This is a genomic window from Bradyrhizobium centrosematis (genome assembly GCF_045571495.1).
Taxonomy (GTDB): domain Bacteria; phylum Pseudomonadota; class Alphaproteobacteria; order Rhizobiales; family Xanthobacteraceae; genus Bradyrhizobium; species Bradyrhizobium centrosematis.
In genome coordinates this window covers 4,851,309-4,868,185 of record NZ_CP120703.1, presented here as the reverse complement: position 1 = coordinate 4,868,185, position 16,877 = coordinate 4,851,309, and the positions used below count along the sequence as shown (strand labels likewise).

Sequence of the window (16,877 nt, the reverse complement as noted above, 5' to 3'; positions counted from 1 at the left end):
GGAGATAGGCATGCAGCAAAGAGCTTGCCTCCGGCGTCCGGACATGGTGTTCGTGCCGCGGTTGAGCCCTGAAGCCGAGCGCGCATGAGCGTATTTCTCCTCCGACGTCTGTTGACCTTGCTGGCGACGCTGGTCGGCGCGTCCCTGATCATATTCCTGGTGCTGGATGCTCTTCCCGGCAATGCCGCGCAGATGCTGATGGGCGCGGATGCCTCGGCGGATGCGGTCCGCGCGCTCACCGTCAAGCTTGGGCTCGACCAGCCGCTGGCGGTTCGCTATCTGCAATGGATCAAGGGCCTTCTCGTCGGCGATCTCGGCAACTCCTATGTCTACGGCACGCCGGTCGCCAGTCTGATCGCGGAGCGGCTGGCGCTGACCGTTCCGCTCGCCATCATGGCCATGACGATCACGGTGACGCTGGCGCTCTCGGCCGGCATCTACACCGCCGCCAACCACAACAAGCTTGGCGACGTCGGCGTGATGTCGCTGACGCAGGTCGGTATCGCGCTGCCGAATTTCTGGTTCGCGATCCTGCTGGTGCTGTTGTTCGCGGTGCGGCTGCAATGGCTCTCGGCGGGCGGCTTTGCCGGCTGGGAGGACGGCATCTGGCTGGGCGTGAAATCGCTGCTGCTGCCGGCGATCTCGCTCGCGGTGGTGCAGGCCGCGATCCTCGCGCGCGTCACGCGTTCGGCCGTGCTGGAGGTGCTGCGCGAGGATTTTGTTCGAACGGCGCGCGCGAAGGGGCTCGGCAAGCGCGAGGTGCTGTGGAGCCACGTGCTGCGCAACGCGATGATTCCGGTCATGACGGTGATGGGGCTGCAATTCGCCAATCTGCTGGCCGGCACGATCGTGATCGAGAACGTGTTCTACCTGCCGGGTCTCGGCCGGCTGATCTTCCAGTCGATCGCCAACCGCGACCTGATCGTGGTGCGCAACTGCGTGATGCTGCTGGCGACCATGGTCGTCATCGTCAATTTCGTGGTCGACGTGCTCTATGCCTTCATCGATCCCCGCATCAAGGTGCACGACCTGTGAGCGCGCCCCTGACCACGCCGGTTGAGGTGCCGATGGCCGCGCGCCGTGTGCCGGCGCGCACGTTCTGGGGCCGTGCGCTGCGCCACCGCAGCTTCGTCCTCGGTGGCACGCTGAGCCTTCTGGTGCTGAGCTCGGCGCTCCTGTCGCTGGTGTGGACGCCGTGGTCGCCCTATGAGATCGATATCGCCTCGAAGCTGCGGCCGCCATCGGCCGCTCACTGGCTCGGCACCGATTCCTTCGGCCGCGACATCGTCTCGCTGCTGCTCGCCGGTGCCCGCTCCACCATCATGGTCGGCATCATTGCCGTCAGCATCGGTCTTACCTTCGGCGTCACGCTCGGCCTGATCGCCTCGGCCCGGCGCGGCTGGACCGAAGAGATCATCATGCGCTTCTCGGATTTCACCTTCGCTTTTCCGGCGGTGCTGTCGGCGATCATGCTCGCCGCGGTCGTGGGACCCGGCATGGTCACCTCGATCGTCGCGATCGGAATCTTCCAGATCCCGACGTTGACCCGACTGACGCGCGGCTCGGCCAATGCGATCTGGGCGCGCGAATTCGTGCTGGCCGCGCGCGCCGCGGGCAAGGGCGCCTTCCGCATCACCATCGAGCACGTGCTGCCCAACATCCTGTCGATTCTGATCGTGCAGGTCACCATCCAGTTCGCGCTCGCCATTCTCGCCGAAGCCGCTTTGTCCTATCTCGGCCTCGGCACGCAGCCGCCGCAGCCGTCCTGGGGACGGATGCTGAACGATGCGCAGACGCTGCTGTTCCAGTCGCCGATGCTCGCGGTCTATCCGGGCGCTGCGATCGCGATCGCGGTGCTGGGCCTCAATCTGCTCGGCGACGGCTTGCGCGACCTGCTCGATCCACGACTGGCGCGGGAGCGATGACGATGGGCGAGCGACAGGCCGTGCCGCTGATCGAGGTCGACAATCTCGGCGTCCGGCTCAACACCAGCCGCGGGCCGGCGCAAGCCGTGCGCGGCGTCAGCTTCTCGCTCAAGCGCGGCGAGACGCTGGGACTCGTCGGCGAGTCCGGTTGCGGCAAGTCGGTCACCGCGATGTCCCTGATGGGGCTGCTGCCCGAGAGCGCGGTGGTCTCGGGCAGCATCAAGTTGGACGGCAACGAGCTCGCGGGGCTGCCGGATGCGGATTATTGCCGCCTGCGCGGCAATCGCATCAGCATGATCTTCCAGGAGCCGATGACCGCGCTCAATCCGATGCATACGATCGGGCATCAGGTCGCCGAGCCGCTGCGACGCCACAAGAAGCATTCGGCGGCGCAGGCGCGAAAAGAGGCGATCGCCTTGCTCGACCGCGTCGGACTGCCCGATCCGGCCAAGCGCGTCGATGCCTATCCGCACCAGTTTTCCGGCGGCCAGCGCCAGCGCATCACCATCGCCATGGCGCTCGCCTGCGAGCCCGATCTGTTGATCGCGGACGAGCCGACCACCGCGCTCGACGTCACCATCCAGGGCCAGATCCTCGACCTCATCGCCGATCTCGTCGAGGAGCGCGGCATGTCCATGATCCTGATCTCGCACGACCTCGGCGTCATCGCCGAGAACGTGCAGCGCATGATGGTGATGTATGGCGGCACTGTCGTCGAAAGCGGGCCGACCGACGAAGTCTTCCGCCGCATGGGCCATCCCTACACGCAGGGCCTGTTCCGCGCGCGGCCGAAGCTCGGCGCGCGCAAGGGCACACGCCTGAAGACGATCGCGGGGACCGTGCCGGAGCTTGCCGATTTGCCGTCCGGCTGCACCTTCTCGGACCGCTGTCCGCTCGTGATCGATCGGTGCCGCGCCGCGCTTCCGGCGATGGTCGACGTCGGACCCGGACATTTCGTCCGCTGCATCAGGACCGATGTTTCGATGGCAGAACGCGTCGGAGCGCTGATCGCATGAGCGCCGCACCGCTTCTCGACGTGAGGGATCTCGAACAGCGCTACGCTCTGCCGCGCGAGAGTCTGTTTCGCCCGTCGGGCCAGGTGCGCGCGCTCAACGGCGTCAGCGTGCAGGTCGAGGCGGGAAAAAGCCTCGGCATCGTCGGCGAATCCGGTTCGGGCAAGTCGACCTTCGCGCGCGTGGTGATGGCGCTGGAGCGGCCGACCTCGGGGCAGGTGGCGCTGCTCGGGCGCGATCTCAATCGTATCCCGGCCGACGAGCTGCGCCGCGCCCGCCGCGATTTCCAGATGGTGTTCCAGGATCCCTACGGCTCGCTCGATCCGCGCCAGACCATCGCCCGCATCGTCGCCGAGCCGCTGACGGTGCTCGAAGGGGCAGACCGCGCCACCTTACGCGAGCGCGTCGCCACGGTGTTGCGCCAGGTGGGCTTGCGCGATGCCGACATGGACAAATACCCGCACGAATTCTCCGGCGGCCAGCGCCAGCGCATCGCCATTGCGCGCGCGCTGATTACCCAGCCCAAGCTGATCGTCGCCGACGAGCCGGTCTCCGCCCTCGACGTCTCGGTCCAGGCCCAGGTGCTGAACCTGATGCAGGATCTGCAGGAGCAGTTCGGCCTCAGCTATATCCTGATCAGCCATGACCTCGCCGTGGTCGACTATCTCTGCGACGAGGTCGCGGTGATGTATCTCGGCCGCATCGTTGAGCAGGGCCGGCCGGAGGATCTGTTCGAGCGCTGCGCCCATCCCTATACCCGGGCGCTGCTGGAGGCCGTGCCGCGGGCGCGCGCCGGAGGCACCCGGCGCCGGCGCGGAGGCCAGGCGATCGCCTCGCAAGCGGCCGCAATGGCCGGATGCCCCTATGTCGCGCGCTGCCCGCTCGCCGACCAGCATTGCCGCGAGGCCCTGCCTGCGTTACGCAAGGTCGGCGAGGGGCACCTTGCCGCCTGCCACAGGGCGGAAGCCGTGATGGCGTTGCCGCCGGCGGCCATGGAAGTAGTGTCCGGAGCAGGATTGGCGTAGGCTTAAGAACAGAACAGGGCCGGGGAGTTGCGCATGTTCAGGAAATTATCGATCGTCGCGTTTGCCGCCGCGCTTGCCGCGGCGCCGTTGCCGGTGCTGGCGCAGAGCAAGAAGGACAGCGTCGTCATGGCGATGACGCTGGAGCCGCCGGGGCTCGATCCGACCAATGCCGCTGCCGCGGCGATCGCCGAGGTCACGCTCTACAACATCTACGAGACCCTGACCAAGATCAACGAGGATGGCTCGACCTCGCCGCTGCTGGCAGAGAGCTGGACCGCTTCGCCTGATCTGAAGACCTATACGTTCAAGCTGCGCAAGGGCGTCAAATTCCACAATGGCGAGCCGTTCGATTCCGCGGCGGTGAAGTTTTCGTTCGAACGCAACGCGGCACCGACCAGCACCAATAAGGACAAGAGCCTGTTTCAGGCGTTCGAGAAGGTCGACGTCCCCGATGCCGACACCATCGTGATCACCCTGAAATATTCCGAGCCGAACCTGCCGTTCCTGCTCGGGCAGGCGAGCGGCTCGATCGTCGAGCCGAAAAGCGCGGCGACCAACGTTACCCAGCCGGTCGGAACCGGACCCTACCAGTTGGGAGCCTGGGCCAAGGGCTCCTCGATCACGCTGAACAAATGGGCCGACTACCGCAACGCCTCCGCGATCAAGCTCTCGAAGGTGACGATCCGCTTCATCTCCGATCCGGCCGCGCAGGCGGCGGCGCTGCTGTCGGGCGACGTCGACGCATTTCCGCGCATCGCAACCCGTGTCGTGGCTCAGTTCAAGAGCGACCCGCGCTTCACCGTGCTGATCGGCGGATCCAGGGCCAAGACCATCGTCGCGATCAATCATCGCAAGAAGCCGCTGGACGATGTCCGCGTCCGCCGCGCCATCCTCGCTGCGATCGACCGCAAGGCGTTGATCGATGGCGCGGTCGAAGGCTTCGGCACGCCGATCGGCAGCTTCTACACGCCCGGATCGCTCGGCTATGTCGACACCACCGGTGTCAATCCATACGACCCCGACAAGGCCAAGAAGCTGCTCACCGAAGCCGGCGTCACCACGCCGCTCGAGCTGTCGCTGAAGCTGCCGCCGCCGCCCTATGCGCGGCAGGGCGGCGAGATCGTCGCGGCGCAGCTCGCCAAGGTCGGCATCGTCGCCAAGATCGAGAACGTCGAATGGGCGCAATGGCTGTCGCAGGTGTTCGCGCCGAACGGTCCGCACAATTTCGATCTCACCATCGTCAGCCATGTCGAGCCGTTCGACCTCGTCAAGCTCACCGAGCCGGACTACTATCTCGGCTACAACAACGAGGCGTTCAACGCGCTCTACAAGCAGATCGTGTCGACGCCGGATGAGGCCGCTCGCGCGAAGCTTCTCGGCGACGCCCAGCGCATGCTGGCCACCGATGCCGTGTCCGCCTACCTGTTCCAGCCGCAATGGCCCACCGTCATCAACAAGAAGCTGAAGGGCGTCTGGAAGGAAGTTCCGCAGTTCGAGAACGATTTCTCAGCTTGGGCTTGGGAGTAGCAACGCTCGATCACGTCGAGCCTGTCGCTTCGATTTGGCCTCTCCCCATCGGGGGGAGGCCAATCGTCTCGCCCATCCAAAACAGAAAACTGAAAAACAACCCCATGCACAGTAGCCGGGCGCAGTCATTTCAATGGCTTGCGCGAGGCCCAGTTCATGGTCGATACGGCTGCGCCGAAGGTTGATCCGTCGGGCAAAACAGCGGCAATCCATCATCCGCGCGGCCTCATGGTTCGGAAGACCGTCGGGAGAAGCAGACCGACCGAGACTTCACGGCTCGCGCTTGTCAGCGATCAGGTGCTGCGGATCGCACCCACCGACAAGCCCGATGTCAATTTCGAGCGCAACGACGCGACCGCAAGTTCCATCCGCAAACTCTCTCCCGAATTCCTGCAAATCTCTGCCATCTACCAAAGGTAGATTCGCTCCCGGTGAAGCGTGGTCAACAACGCGTCTTGCAAGAAACGAGAATTCTGCAGGCGTCAGGCTCGCTTCCGACAATGAAATGGGAGTACGCCATGCAGCATCTGCCGAACGATACCTACGACGTCACGCTTGACCAATTTGGCCAAACCGCGGCCATCTACGGAGACCCCGGCTTTCCGGCCTCCACCGACGTCGTGGGCGGCAACGACACCGTGACGGCCAATATCGACGCGATCAATGCAAGACTCACGATCTTCGGCGACGACCACACGATGTTGCTCGGTCATTCCCAAGGCGGAAACGACACGCTGATCGCCGACATCGACGGTGGCTGGGACACCGCCGTCGTGATCGGCGATACCCAGTCGATGATCGATGACGCCAAGGGCGGCAACGACACCATCGTCGCGGATGCCAGCCGCACCGTCTACACGACGATCTCGGCCTTCGGGGACGTTGCGGGCGACATGTCGGGCAATGCGCAGGGCGGCCATGACGACATCAGCGGCTCGATCGCCTGGCGCGGCGGCGCCAATCTGTTCGCCGGCGATGCCGGCGGTTCCATGATGGACACCTCGCGTGGTGGCAACGACACGCTCGATGTCAGCGTGCTCACAATGGACGGCGGGGCAACCGTCAGCGGAGACGCCATCGGTTCCTTGCGAGGCCTCGCGCAGGGCGGCAACGACAGCCTGTCCATCACCTTGAACGGTGACAGCGCCATTTCAGGCGGAACCTTGTTCGGGAATTCGGCGACATCCCTGATGGATTTCGCCAAAGGAGGCGACGATGTGCTCACCGCCAAGCTCGCCGGCCTCTACACGAATGCCGTCGCGCAGATGTATGGCGATGCCCCAATCATGGTCGGCCATTCCCAAGGCGGCAACGATGTGCTCAATGGCGGTGCGGGCCGCGATTTCATGTATGGCGATGCGGGAAGCTATGAACCGGCCGCACCTGGTGCGATCACTGGCGGCGTCGACACGCTGAACGGCGGAGCCGGCGACGACCAGATGTGGGGCGGGGGAAACAGCGACTTGTTCGTCTTCCACACGGGCTCCGGCAACGACACGATCAACGACTTCGATCAGGGCAACAAGGCCCTCGGCAGCACCGCGGTGGAACAGGATTTGATCGATGTGCAGGACTACGGCTTTGCAGACTGGACGGCGCTGTCGAAACTGATCAGCGACAACAGCGCCGGCGATGCCGTGATCCATCTTTCCGCCAACGATTCGATCACGCTGGACGGGGTTCACGCGGCGAACCTGCATCAGACCGACTTCATCATCTGAGGACGCAGAGCAAAAGCAGCGACGTCGCGATTGCGACGGCGCAATGACGAATTTTGCCTGCTCCGCATTCCGGCAAACCTTCGCCATCGACCAAAACTAGATTCGTCTCCGTGAAGCGTGGTCAACAACGCGTCTTGCAAGAAAATACTGCAAGCGTCAGGCCCGCTTCCGACAATGAAATGGGAGTGACACCATGCAGCATCTGCCGAACGACACCATCGACGTCCTGCTCGACCAGTTTGGTCAAATCGAAACCATCTACGGCGATCCGAACTTCCCGACCACCGCGGACGCCTGGGGCGGCAACGACACCGTAACGGCAACCATCACCCAGCCCGAGGCAGACGTCACGATCTTCGGCGACGACAACACGACGTTGCATGGCCAGTCCCACGGCGGCAACGACACGCTCACGGTCAACTTCAATTACGGCTGGAACGAAGCCCTCGTGACCGGCGACGCCCAGGCGATGACCGACAACGCCAGCGGCGGCAATGACACGATCAGTGTCTTGGCCGATTCGATGTACACCAGCGTGCATGCTTTCGGCGACGTTGCCGGTGACATGTCGGGGAGTTCGCACGGCGGCAGTGACACCATCATCGGCGCGGTGGGCTGGCGCAGCTACGACCATTTGTACGCTGGCGATGCCGGCGGTTCCATGACCGGCACGGCGCAGGGCGGCAATGACACAATCGCTATCACTGTGGACACCATGGAGGGCTCAGCGACAGCCAGCGGCGATGCCATCGGTTCCATCGGCGGCGATGCGCTCGGCGGCAACGACAATATCACTCTGACCTTTGGCACGGACATCGTCTGGACCAGCGGATTTGCGTACGGAGATTCAGTGACCTCACTGACCGACAATGCCAAGGGGGGAGACGATATCATTACACTTGAGTTCAATGGCCCCGATACCCTCCAACTGACGAACCCGGAGCTCTTCGGAGATGCGCGGACCATGTCCGGCAACGCGGCCGGCGGCAACGATATTCTCACCGGCGGGGCAACCAACGATCACCTCTATGGTGATGCCGCGATCTATGACCCCGCGACGCCTGGCTCGATCACCGGCGGCAGAGACATCCTCAACGGCGGCGCCGGCAACGACGAACTCACGGGCGGCGGAAACAGCGACATCTTCGTCTTTAATGTCGGCTCCGGCAACGACCTCATCACCGACTTCGATCAAGGCAACAAGGCGGTCGGCAGCACCGTGATGGAGCACGACCTGATCAACGTGCAGGACTACGGATTTGCGGACTGGGCGGCGCTGTCGAAGGTGATCAGCGACAATGCCGCCGGCGACGCCGTGATCCATCTGTCGGCGAGTGATACCATCACGCTCGACGGCGTCCACGCCGCGAGCCTCCACTCGACTGACTTCCTCGTCTGAGCGAGTCGCTCCCGGCGCAACGATCTCGCTCCGCCTCCAGCGGGGCGAGACGAAGGTTGCGCCATTCATTTCCATGGGGCGTTGGGGAAGTGCTCTTTCCGGAGGTGCGATCCGAGTTATTCTCATCGGACGGCACCAATCAAACTACTCCACGCGAAACCAGCGGTATCCGTAACCATCAAGCTCGATCGCCCCATCGGCCTCCGGCTTCGATGGATAGATCCGATTGCCGAACAGGTCCGTCAGCTTCTTTCCCTTCGAAAGATCATTGATATGGGTCGTACATTCGACGTGCGACAGGTTGTGCAGGATGAGCACTGATCGGCTCTCCCAGATGAACAGTTGGACGAGAACCGGGGGACAATCGGCTTCGGGGAGCGTCCACTCACCCCAACCGATCTCGGCACAGGACTGGCGCATTTCCACGAGCCGCCGAAGCCAGTTGAAGAGGGAGTCCGGGTCGCGCTGCTGGGCGGTTGCGTTAACCTTCGCCGGTGAGTAGGCATGATCCTGGATCAGGTGATGCAGCAATCGATCCGGGGCCCGCGAGGAGAATCCGCCATTGTCGTCCTCGGTCCATTGCATGCAGGCCCGCACGGGCCATCGTTCCGGAAGCGCGAGGTCGTCGCCCATTCCCAGTTCGTCTCCGTAATAGACGACCGGGGTGCCCGGAAGGCTGAAGAGCAGGCTGAAAGCCAACTCTATGCGCCTGCGGTCGTTACCGAGCATGGGCGCCAAGCGGCGGCGAATTCCGCGCCCGTAAAGCTGCATTTTGCGCGAGGGCGCGAACTGCGCGTAGATTTCTTCGCGCTCTTCAGCGGTCAAACGTCCGAGATCCAGCTCATCATGATTGCGCAGGAACTGAGCCCATTGTCCGAACTGCGGCAAGCGCGGCAGGGACGTCAGACAGCGCCGCAAGGACTCGGCGTTCTCGCGCGCCAGCGCAAGAAAAAGGTACTGGTTGATCAAGAACGCAAAGAGGATGTGGATCCGCGATCCATCGCCGAAATAGTGTTTCAGCTCGTCAGGAGAAACGTTGGCTTCGGCCAATAGAACGGCGTCTCCTTTCCGCCAGGAGAGAAAGTTGCGAAGCTCGGCAAAAAATTCATATCGCCGCGTCGGCGGATGATCGGGCCGCACTTCTTCAACGACGAACGGCGCTGCGTCAATGCGGAAGCCCGACACGCCAAGCTCGAGCCAAAAGCCGAAGATCTTGAAGATCTCCTCGCGAACTGCCGGGCAGCCGATGTTCAGGTCGGGCTGGTGCTGGTAGAAGCGGTGATAGTACCAAGCTCTCGCGCAAAGGTCGTAAGTCCATACGCTCAGCTGATACCCTGGAAAGACGACCCCTTCCGTGCTGTTTTCGGGCTCTGCGGCTGACCAGACGTAGTATTCCCGGAAGGGTGATGCCGGATCGGCACGCGCCTGCTGAAACCAGGGATGCCGATCAGAGGTATGGTTGATCGGCAGATCGACGATCAGTCTCAGTCCCCGCAGCCTCGCTTGGTGACTGAATTCGACGAAGTCGCCCAGCGTGCCAAGTGCCGGAGCGACGTTGTAGTAGTCAGTCACATCGTAGCCATGGTCGAGCCCGGGGCTCGGATAGAACGGAAGTAACCACAGGCAGTTTGCGCCCAGCTGGGCAATATGATCGAGCTGCTCCGTCAGCCCCTTGAAATCGCCGATGCCGTCTCCGTTGCCATCCTTGTACGTGGCGACGTTTAAACTGTAGATGACCGCGTTCTTGTACCAAAGGTCGAGCAATCGTTGTCATCCACAGCTGCGCCAGCACGCACGCCTCCTCAAGGCGAGAAGCTCAGCGTGATCGTGGTCACAACCTTCCAGATTGCCACTTGTTCCCGAGTTAAGTGCGGTTCGATTTGTCGGTGCTCGACATCACTCTGGACACCGTGGAGGGCTCAGCGACAGCTAGTGGCGATCCCATCGGTTCCATCGGCGGCGATGCGCTCGGCGGCAACGACAACATCACCCTGACCCTTGGCACCGAGATCGGCGCGAGGCGGTCCCCCGCTGGTGAACGATCGACTGCCGCTTGCCGTCCTCCGTGCAGTCGGTGCGGACAGACCGTGTCGTTTGAGTGCTCAGATGACGATCGAGGGCGCTGAAAGGTCGTTGTAATCGATTACGATTGTGGCCTTCGCTTCAGGTTGGCAGCTCCGAAGATAAAGCCGCTGTCCCTCAACGTAGCGTCGGTTCGATGGAGCCTCAGGGTCGGGCGACGAGCCGTCGCGCGAAGCGCACCGCGCAACGGACACGGCAAAGTCCGTGCGGAGGAAGATTGTAGCGTCCCAATAGGCGAGCAGCTCGGGCCGGTGCAGGAAGATGCCGTCGATCAGCAAAATGGACGATGGCTCGGCCTCCAGATCATCAGCTGGCACAATTTCATCGGTCACGTGATCGAAGAATGCCCGACGATAGCGGCGAGAACCATCGGGGCTTAGCGGGTCCAGCAGGTATTGCTTCAATGCCGGATAGTTGTAGGAGTCCTCGAAAAAGCCTTCCGGTGAATGCCGCCCGCGCTGATATCTCACCGCCCTCGGATTGTGGAATCCGTCTACCGATGCTCGGATCACAGGCCGCCCCTTGGTCGCTACGAAGATTCCGAGTTCGTTGGCGAATGTGGTCTTTCCAGCCCCGTCGACGCCGTCGATGGCGACGCGGACCGTTCGATCTGGCGAGGTCACGACGAGGCGATCGGCCAAGTCGGATAGAAGCGTCCTTCTCTTTTCCATCTGGATCGAAATGCGCCCAAGAAAAGTCAGTCGAGCCTACGACGGGGGCGTCACTTCGGCAATCGGCCATCGCGTTGCCGACCGGCGAACTGTCAGCTTGCGGCTCGAATTGGCCCGTTCCTGACCTCAGTGCGCCCCGAGATGCGTTTCCTGAAGGCGACCCGTACGGGCGATGCGAACGAAGCTAGTGAGCCTTTGACCATTGCGGACCGTCGACCGGCCGATCAAGATGACGGAGTTTCTCAGCTCGAGCAGGACCTCGATGGCGGTTGCTATCAACATTCGAGCCGATAACGCGTCCGCGGACGAGATCGAGCGGCTGTGGGATCAGGTCGCGGTTTTCGAGGATGAGCCATCGATGCGGGTCCTGGCTTACCGGCCACATCTCACATTCGCCATCTATGATTCGCCTGACATCGAAGCGAGGATCGCGTGGGACGCAATGCTCCGTGCAACTGCAGGCGAAGCACAGCTGTCCATCGCCTTCAGACGGATTCGATGGTTCGCAGGCCCGCCTCTCGTGCTATGGGCCGAGCCTGAGGCGAGCTCGACCCTCGGAAGGTGGCACGCTTCGATCAGCGCGGCCATCGACCCGGTCCATTGTCGGCCGCATTATCGGCCCGGCACCTGGACGCCCCATTGCACGCTCGGCACGCGAATCCTGGACGGGAACAGTAAGAGCGCCATCGCCTTTGCGCAGTCATTCGACCGACGGATCGAAGTTGTTTTCGACGTGATCGATTGCGTCACTTTTCCGCCGGTGCGGATCGTTGCGCAGAAGGAGCTGCCGAAGGACGCTGCATAAGCCGGTGTGCGGCCGACCGCCAAGTATTGAAACATGACTGGAAGTCGGCTTCTGGCCTGTCGCCACACCTCGCGCTGCCGGTGGTTCGAAAGGCAAGTGGCGCACCGTCTTCGAGACGATGCGCCGCTCCTCTCATGCGGCTTCTGCGGCGACGTTGCCGATCCAGTCGCGGGCGAGCGTCACGTCAGCTTGCGACAATTGATGGCCCGCCGGCAGGACCCTGTGGGTCACGCTCGCGCCGGCTTGCGAGAGCAGAGCCGCAAGCTTTGCCGAATTGCTCGCCGGCACGATCGGATCGGCCTGTCCCGACAACAGCAGGACCGGCTTGCCGCTGAGCTCGGCCTTCGGCGAAACCGACAGCGGCACCATCGCACGCAGCAGGATCGCGCCGGCAAGCACGTCCGGCTTCAGCAGCAACAGCGCGGCTGCGATATTGGCGCCGTTGGAGAAGCCGACCGCAACGGGTGCGGCGATGCCGTATCTCTGTCGCGCCTCCACCACGAACTCGCCGAGCTCCTGCGCGCGACGGCGTACGTCCTCCTCGTCGAACACGCCTTCGGCCAGACGGCGGAAGAAGCGCGGCATGCCGTGCTCGAGCACACGGCCGCGCGGCGAGAGCAGGGCTGACGTCGGCGAGATCATCCTGCCGAGCCCGAGCAGATCGTTCTCGTCGCCGCCGGTGCCGTGCAGCAGCAACAGCGGAGGGGAGCCCGCCTCGCCTGCGGGCTCGAAGCGATGGATGAAGGTAGTCTCGGTCATGACGCGGTCTCTTCCAGGCTCGGCAGCACGCCTTCGATCTGCTTGCGGTGTTGCTCGAGGAAGGCGGGCAGCTTGAGGTCACGTCCCAGCGTCGCGACGGGCTCGTCGACGGCGAAGCCGGGGATGTCGGTGGCGATCTCGAACAGCACGCCGCCGGGCTCGCGGAAATAGATCGAGCGGAAGTAGTTGCGGTCGCGCTGCTCGGTCGGATGCAGGCCGTGATTGCTCACGAGCTTTTGCGCCATCTTGCCCTGCTCGGCATCGTCGGCCGCGCGGAAGGCGATGTGGTGGACGGAGCCGCCGCCCTGATGGCCGCGCAGGAATCCTTTGGCCTCGTAGATGTCGACGACGCTGCCCTCTGCATCGCCGGGCGCCTTGAAGCGGATCACCGAGCCTTCGCGTCCCGTCTCCTTGAAGCCCAACACGTCGGTGAGGATGGCGGCCGTCTTCGCCGCGCTGTCGAGCAGCAGGGTCACGCCGTGGAAGCCGCGGATCGCGTGCTCGGCCGGCACGTCGCCGTTGCTCCAGCCGGGCTCGTTCTCCGCACCCGGCACGCCGACCAGCGCGAGCGCCATGCCATCAGGATCGGTGAACGGCAGCACCGATTCGCCGAAGCGCTTCTCCAGCGCCTCATAGGCAATGCCCTTCTCGGTGAAGCGCTGCGTCCAATAGCCGAGCGAGCGCTGCGGCACCCGGAAGGCGGTCTGATGAGTCTCGCCGACGCCGCGGCGCCCGGCGGGAACGCCGGCCCAGGGAAAGAAGGTGAGGATGGTGCCGGGCCGGCCGGTCTCATCGCCATAGTAGAAGTGATAGGTGCCGGGATCGTCGAAATTGACTGTCTTCTTGACGAAGCGCAGGCCGAGATCCCGCGTGTAGAAGCCGAAATTGCGGATGGGGTCGCCGGCGATCGCGGTGACATGGTGCAGTCCAGACATTGTCGTCCTCCAAGTTCGGGGAGTGTGTTGCTCTGGCCGGAAATATTGTTCCGCTTTGGATTGGAGACAATCCATGCAAATATGACGGCTATGTCTACGATTTGGAAACAATCCGCGGAGGCCGGCCTTGGATAAGCTCGGCAGCCTCAGGGCCTTCGTGAAAGTGGTCGAAAGCGGCAGCTTTGCCGAGGCGGGTCGGCAGCTCAGGCTGTCGCGCTCGGCGATCAGCAAATATATCGCCGACCTCGAAGAGAGCCTCGGCGTCCAGCTCCTGAACCGGACCACCCGACACGCCAGCCCGACCGAGAACGGTCAGCGTTATTTCGAGCGCGCGCTCGTCATCCTTTCGGAGGTCGAGGCGGCCGACCAGGCGGTGACGCAGGCGCAGTCGGCACCGCGCGGGCTGCTCCGCGTCAACGCGCCGATGTCGTTCGGCACGATGCGGTTAGGTCCCGTGCTCGCCGATTTCATGGCGCGCTATGGCGAGCTGCAGCTTCAGATCGTGCTCAGCGACGACCTGCTCGATCCCGTTCAGGACGGCTTTGACGTGACCTTGCGGATCGCAGAGCTGGAATCCTCCAGCCTGATCGCGCGAAAAATCATGCCGGTGCCGCGCATGATCTGTGCCTCGCCGGATTATCTGGCCCGGCACGGCACGCCCAGACATCCACAGGATCTGCGCGAGCACGCTTCGCTCACCTACGGCTTCCTGCTGACCGGTAATCAGTGGAAGCTTAGCGGCGCCGATGGCGACCACTGGATCCAACCGGCCTGGTCGCTCTGCGTCAACAATGCTGAGGTGCTGCGCGACGTCGCGATCAAGGGCAGGGGACTTGCGCTGCTGCCGGAGTTCATTGCGGCAGATGCGTTGAAGAAGGGAGAGCTGCGGACGGTGTTGGATGATTATTCCGCGCCGCCGCTCGCGCTCTATGCGGTCTATCCGCCGACGCGGCATCTATCGGTGAAGGTGCGGCTGTTCATCGACTTCCTCGTCGAGCGGTTTGGGCGGGAGGAGGTCCCCGCCTCTCGCTAACGCCGCAGCGTAAACTCATCCGCGCCGCGCCGATGCTCCCATTTCGCCTGCTCCAGCTCCGGCTGGTCACACTCGGCTTCCGGATAACCGATGCAGAGATAGGCGATGAATTTCCAGGTCTCGGGCACGTCCAGGATGGCGTGGATGCGCGCGGGGTTCAGGATCGACACCCAGCCGAGGCCGATGCCTTCCGCGCGCGCGGCCAGCCACATCGCCGTGATGGCGGCGACGACGGAATATTCGGTGGTCTCCGGCATGGTGGCGCGGCCGAGGCCGTGGCCGATGTCGCTGGTCTTGTCGGCGAACACGGCGAGATGGCCGGGCGCCTGTTCGAGCCCCGACAGTTTCAGCGTGGCATAGCGTGCGGCGCGCTCGCCGGAATAGCAGTTCAGCGCTTCGGCATTGCATGCCCTGAAATCGTCGACCACAGCGCGGCGGCGCGCGGTATCGTCGACGATGACGAAGCGCCAGGGCTGGCTGAGCCCGACCGAGGGCGACAGGCAAGCGGTCGCGATCAGACGATCGATGGCGCCGTCCGGCAGCGGATCTGTGCGAAAGCGGCGCACGTCGCGGCGCCACACGAACAGCTCGTGCAGTTGCCGGCGGAAGCTGTCGTCGAAATCGACCATGAGGTCAGCGTCCCATCTGAAAGGCAGCGGCGACCAGCAGGATCAGGATCTCGCCGGATTGCTCGAACGCGCCGAGAATGTCGCCGGTCTGTCCGCCAATCTGGCGGATTGCAAGCCGCGCCAGGAGCAGGCCGGCGAGCGACAGCAGGATCAGGCTGACGAGCGCCTTGCCCGGCCCGAGCATGAGGGCGAGTGCGAGCGTTCCAAGGGCGAATGCAATGGCGACGCTGCGGCCCGGCGGCGCTCCGGCGCTCGCGGAAAGCCCGTCCGGCCGCGCCGGCGGGACCAGCAACATGAAGGCCGGCACACCTGCACGCGCGGCAGCGTGCGCAGCGCACAGCGCAAGCGTGACGGCGAAGGGATTGGCGATGGTCGCCAGCGCGCTCCAGCGCAGGCCGAACGAGAGGATCAGCGCGCAGACACCGTAAGTGCCGATCCGGCTGTCGCGCATGATCTCGAGCTTGCGCTCGCGCGTCCGGCCGCCACCGAGCCCGTCGGCGGTGTCGGCGAGGCCGTCTTCATGCAGCGCGCCGGTGATGAGCGCGGTGGCGGCCAAAGCGAGCAGGGCGGCAAGGTTCGGCGTCAATCCGAAGCGGATGGCGACCTTGTAGACCAACGCACCGGCAAGGCCGACCAGCAGCCCAGCGACGGGCAGGGCCCAGGTCGCCCGCGCGACGGCGCCGTCGCCCGCAGGCTTCGAGGAGGCCACCGGGAGAATCGTCACGAACGATGCCGCCATCCTGAGATCGGCGAAGATGTCTTTGAGCAGCCCGGCGCGCGCCATCATTTCAGCTTCATGGGCAGGCCGGCGACGACGAACTCGACCTCGTCGGCAACGCCAGCGATCGTCTGGTTCATGATCCCGGCGGCGTCGCGAAAGCTGCGCGCCAGTGCGTTGTCGGGGACGATGCCGAGGCCGACCTCGTTGGTGACGAGGACGACGGGGCTGGTCACGCGGGGCAGGGCCGCGGCGAGCTCGGCCACTTCACGCTCCCAGTCGCGCTCGGCGAGCATCAAATTGGAGAGCCATAGCGTCAGGCAGTCCACCAGCCTTGCACCGCCGCCATCGCTTGCAGCCAGCGCCTTGACGAGATCGAGCGGGACCTCACGTTCGATCCAGTCGGTTCCGCGTCGCGCGCGGTGCCTTGCGATGCGCGCCTCCATCTCGGCATCGAGCGCCTCGGCCGTCGCGACATAGACCGGCAGCCCGGGAAAGGCGCGTGTGCGCATTTCCGCATGCTTGCTCTTGCCCGATCGTGCTCCGCCCGTGATCAAGATGACGGCCATGAAGGTCTCCTCAAGCGCCTGACTAACCACCAATCGCGGGCAAAGACAAAGCCGAAATCAGGCGGG

17 protein-coding genes are annotated in these 16,877 nt (G+C 64.0%); 10 read left to right on the top strand and 7 right to left on the bottom strand.

Annotated elements, in window-relative coordinates; all coding sequences use genetic code 11:
• The first annotated feature begins 84 nt into the window (after positions 1 to 84).
• The 8 genes from P6U31_RS23435 to P6U31_RS23400 all read left to right on the top strand — a co-directional run bounded on the left by P6U31_RS23435 (position 85) and on the right by P6U31_RS23400 (position 8,610).
• Positions 85 to 1,035, top strand: coding sequence for an ABC transporter permease (locus P6U31_RS23435; RefSeq protein WP_407184146.1), 951 nt, complete (start codon positions 85 to 87; stop codon positions 1,033 to 1,035).
• Positions 1,032 to 1,925 (top strand): ABC transporter permease, encoded by an 894-nt coding sequence (locus tag P6U31_RS23430; RefSeq protein WP_407184145.1) that lies wholly within the window; start codon positions 1,032 to 1,034, stop codon positions 1,923 to 1,925. The genes P6U31_RS23435 and P6U31_RS23430 overlap by 4 nt, the downstream gene beginning before the upstream one ends.
• 2 nt (positions 1,926 to 1,927) lie before the next feature.
• Complete coding sequence (locus P6U31_RS23425; protein ID WP_407184144.1) at positions 1,928 to 2,941, top strand: ABC transporter ATP-binding protein; 1,014 nt, start codon at positions 1,928 to 1,930, stop codon at positions 2,939 to 2,941.
• Complete coding sequence (locus P6U31_RS23420; RefSeq protein ID WP_407184143.1) at positions 2,938 to 3,963, top strand: ABC transporter ATP-binding protein; 1,026 nt, start codon at positions 2,938 to 2,940, stop codon at positions 3,961 to 3,963. Before P6U31_RS23425 ends, P6U31_RS23420 begins: the two co-directional genes overlap by 4 nt.
• A 33-nt stretch (positions 3,964 to 3,996) precedes the next feature.
• Positions 3,997 to 5,490, top strand: coding sequence for an ABC transporter substrate-binding protein (locus P6U31_RS23415; protein ID WP_407184142.1), 1,494 nt, complete (start codon positions 3,997 to 3,999; stop codon positions 5,488 to 5,490).
• Positions 5,491 to 5,646: 156 nt separating this feature from the next.
• Positions 5,647 to 5,910, top strand: coding sequence for a hypothetical protein (locus P6U31_RS23410; protein ID WP_407184141.1), 264 nt, complete (start codon positions 5,647 to 5,649; stop codon positions 5,908 to 5,910).
• A gap of 98 nt (positions 5,911 to 6,008) precedes the next feature.
• Positions 6,009 to 7,211 (top strand): calcium-binding protein, encoded by a 1,203-nt coding sequence (locus P6U31_RS23405; RefSeq protein ID WP_407184140.1) that lies wholly within the window; start codon positions 6,009 to 6,011, stop codon positions 7,209 to 7,211.
• Positions 7,212 to 7,404: 193 nt separating this feature from the next.
• The gene (locus P6U31_RS23400) at positions 7,405 to 8,610 is read left to right on the top strand and encodes a calcium-binding protein (protein WP_407184139.1); all 1,206 of its coding nucleotides are present in this window, start codon (positions 7,405 to 7,407) and stop codon (positions 8,608 to 8,610) included.
• 144 nt (positions 8,611 to 8,754) lie between these two features.
• Here P6U31_RS23400 and P6U31_RS23395 read toward each other — a convergent pair whose 3' ends face one another.
• Positions 8,755 to 10,374 (bottom strand): alpha-amylase family protein, encoded by a 1,620-nt coding sequence (locus tag P6U31_RS23395; protein ID WP_407184138.1) that lies wholly within the window; start codon positions 10,372 to 10,374, stop codon positions 8,755 to 8,757.
• Between the two features lie 338 nt (positions 10,375 to 10,712).
• Entirely contained in the window at positions 10,713 to 11,333 is a 621-nt protein-coding gene (locus P6U31_RS23390) for a uridine kinase (RefSeq protein WP_407184137.1), read from the bottom strand.
• 292 nt (positions 11,334 to 11,625) lie between these two features.
• On the opposite strand from P6U31_RS23390, the gene P6U31_RS23385 reads away from it, so the two are divergent.
• Positions 11,626 to 12,168, top strand: a complete 543-nt coding sequence (locus tag P6U31_RS23385; RefSeq protein WP_407184136.1) for a 2'-5' RNA ligase family protein — start codon at positions 11,626 to 11,628, stop codon at positions 12,166 to 12,168.
• A gap of 132 nt (positions 12,169 to 12,300) precedes the next feature.
• Here the strand turns inward: P6U31_RS23385 and P6U31_RS23380 are convergent, their stop codons facing one another.
• A complete protein-coding gene (locus P6U31_RS23380) occupies positions 12,301 to 12,927 on the bottom strand; it encodes an alpha/beta hydrolase (RefSeq protein ID WP_407184135.1) in 627 nt (208 codons plus the stop codon).
• Positions 12,924 to 13,862 (bottom strand): ring-cleaving dioxygenase, encoded by a 939-nt coding sequence (locus P6U31_RS23375; protein ID WP_407184134.1) that lies wholly within the window; start codon positions 13,860 to 13,862, stop codon positions 12,924 to 12,926. The genes P6U31_RS23380 and P6U31_RS23375 overlap by 4 nt, the downstream gene beginning before the upstream one ends.
• 127 nt (positions 13,863 to 13,989) lie before the next feature.
• On the opposite strand from P6U31_RS23375, the gene P6U31_RS23370 reads away from it, so the two are divergent.
• On the top strand, positions 13,990 to 14,895 hold the full coding sequence (locus P6U31_RS23370) for a LysR substrate-binding domain-containing protein (RefSeq protein WP_407184133.1): 906 nt from the start codon (positions 13,990 to 13,992) through the stop codon (positions 14,893 to 14,895).
• On the opposite strand, the gene bluB is transcribed toward P6U31_RS23370, so the two are convergent.
• Genes bluB through cobU form a run of 3 tightly spaced genes read right to left on the bottom strand, consistent with a single transcriptional unit; the run spans position 14,892 to position 16,811 of the window.
• On the bottom strand, positions 14,892 to 15,524 hold the full coding sequence (gene bluB / locus P6U31_RS23365) for a 5,6-dimethylbenzimidazole synthase (protein WP_407184132.1): 633 nt from the start codon (positions 15,522 to 15,524) through the stop codon (positions 14,892 to 14,894). The genes P6U31_RS23370 and bluB overlap by 4 nt on opposite strands.
• A gap of 4 nt (positions 15,525 to 15,528) precedes the next feature.
• Positions 15,529 to 16,311 (bottom strand): adenosylcobinamide-GDP ribazoletransferase, encoded by a 783-nt coding sequence (gene cobS / locus P6U31_RS23360; RefSeq protein ID WP_407184131.1) that lies wholly within the window; start codon positions 16,309 to 16,311, stop codon positions 15,529 to 15,531.
• Positions 16,308 to 16,811, bottom strand: a complete 504-nt coding sequence (cobU, locus tag P6U31_RS23355; RefSeq protein WP_407184130.1) for a bifunctional adenosylcobinamide kinase/adenosylcobinamide-phosphate guanylyltransferase — start codon at positions 16,809 to 16,811, stop codon at positions 16,308 to 16,310. The genes cobS and cobU overlap by 4 nt, the downstream gene beginning before the upstream one ends.
• Positions 16,812 to 16,877 lie beyond the last annotated feature (66 nt).

Excerpts from the sequence above, each read along its gene's own strand:
- P6U31_RS23435 (WP_407184146.1), top strand. The coding sequence starts at position 85 with ATGAGCGTATTTCTCCTCCGACGTCTGTTGACCTTGCTGGCGACGCTG.
- P6U31_RS23425 (WP_407184144.1), top strand. The coding sequence starts at position 1,928 with ATGGGCGAGCGACAGGCCGTGCCGCTGATCGAGGTCGACAATCTCGGC.
- P6U31_RS23420 (WP_407184143.1), top strand. The coding sequence starts at position 2,938 with ATGAGCGCCGCACCGCTTCTCGACGTGAGGGATCTCGAACAGCGCTAC.
- P6U31_RS23415 (WP_407184142.1), top strand. The coding sequence starts at position 3,997 with ATGTTCAGGAAATTATCGATCGTCGCGTTTGCCGCCGCGCTTGCCGCG.
- P6U31_RS23410 (WP_407184141.1), top strand. The coding sequence starts at position 5,647 with ATGGTCGATACGGCTGCGCCGAAGGTTGATCCGTCGGGCAAAACAGCG.
- P6U31_RS23405 (WP_407184140.1), top strand. The coding sequence starts at position 6,009 with ATGCAGCATCTGCCGAACGATACCTACGACGTCACGCTTGACCAATTT.
- P6U31_RS23400 (WP_407184139.1), top strand. The coding sequence starts at position 7,405 with ATGCAGCATCTGCCGAACGACACCATCGACGTCCTGCTCGACCAGTTT.
- P6U31_RS23385 (WP_407184136.1), top strand. The coding sequence starts at position 11,626 with ATGGCGGTTGCTATCAACATTCGAGCCGATAACGCGTCCGCGGACGAG.
- P6U31_RS23380 (WP_407184135.1), bottom strand. The coding sequence starts at position 12,927 with ATGACCGAGACTACCTTCATCCATCGCTTCGAGCCCGCAGGCGAGGCG.
- P6U31_RS23375 (WP_407184134.1), bottom strand. The coding sequence starts at position 13,862 with ATGTCTGGACTGCACCATGTCACCGCGATCGCCGGCGACCCCATCCGC.
- bluB (WP_407184132.1), bottom strand. The coding sequence starts at position 15,524 with ATGGTCGATTTCGACGACAGCTTCCGCCGGCAACTGCACGAGCTGTTC.
- cobS (WP_407184131.1), bottom strand. The coding sequence starts at position 16,311 with ATGATGGCGCGCGCCGGGCTGCTCAAAGACATCTTCGCCGATCTCAGG.
- cobU (WP_407184130.1), bottom strand. The coding sequence starts at position 16,811 with ATGGCCGTCATCTTGATCACGGGCGGAGCACGATCGGGCAAGAGCAAG.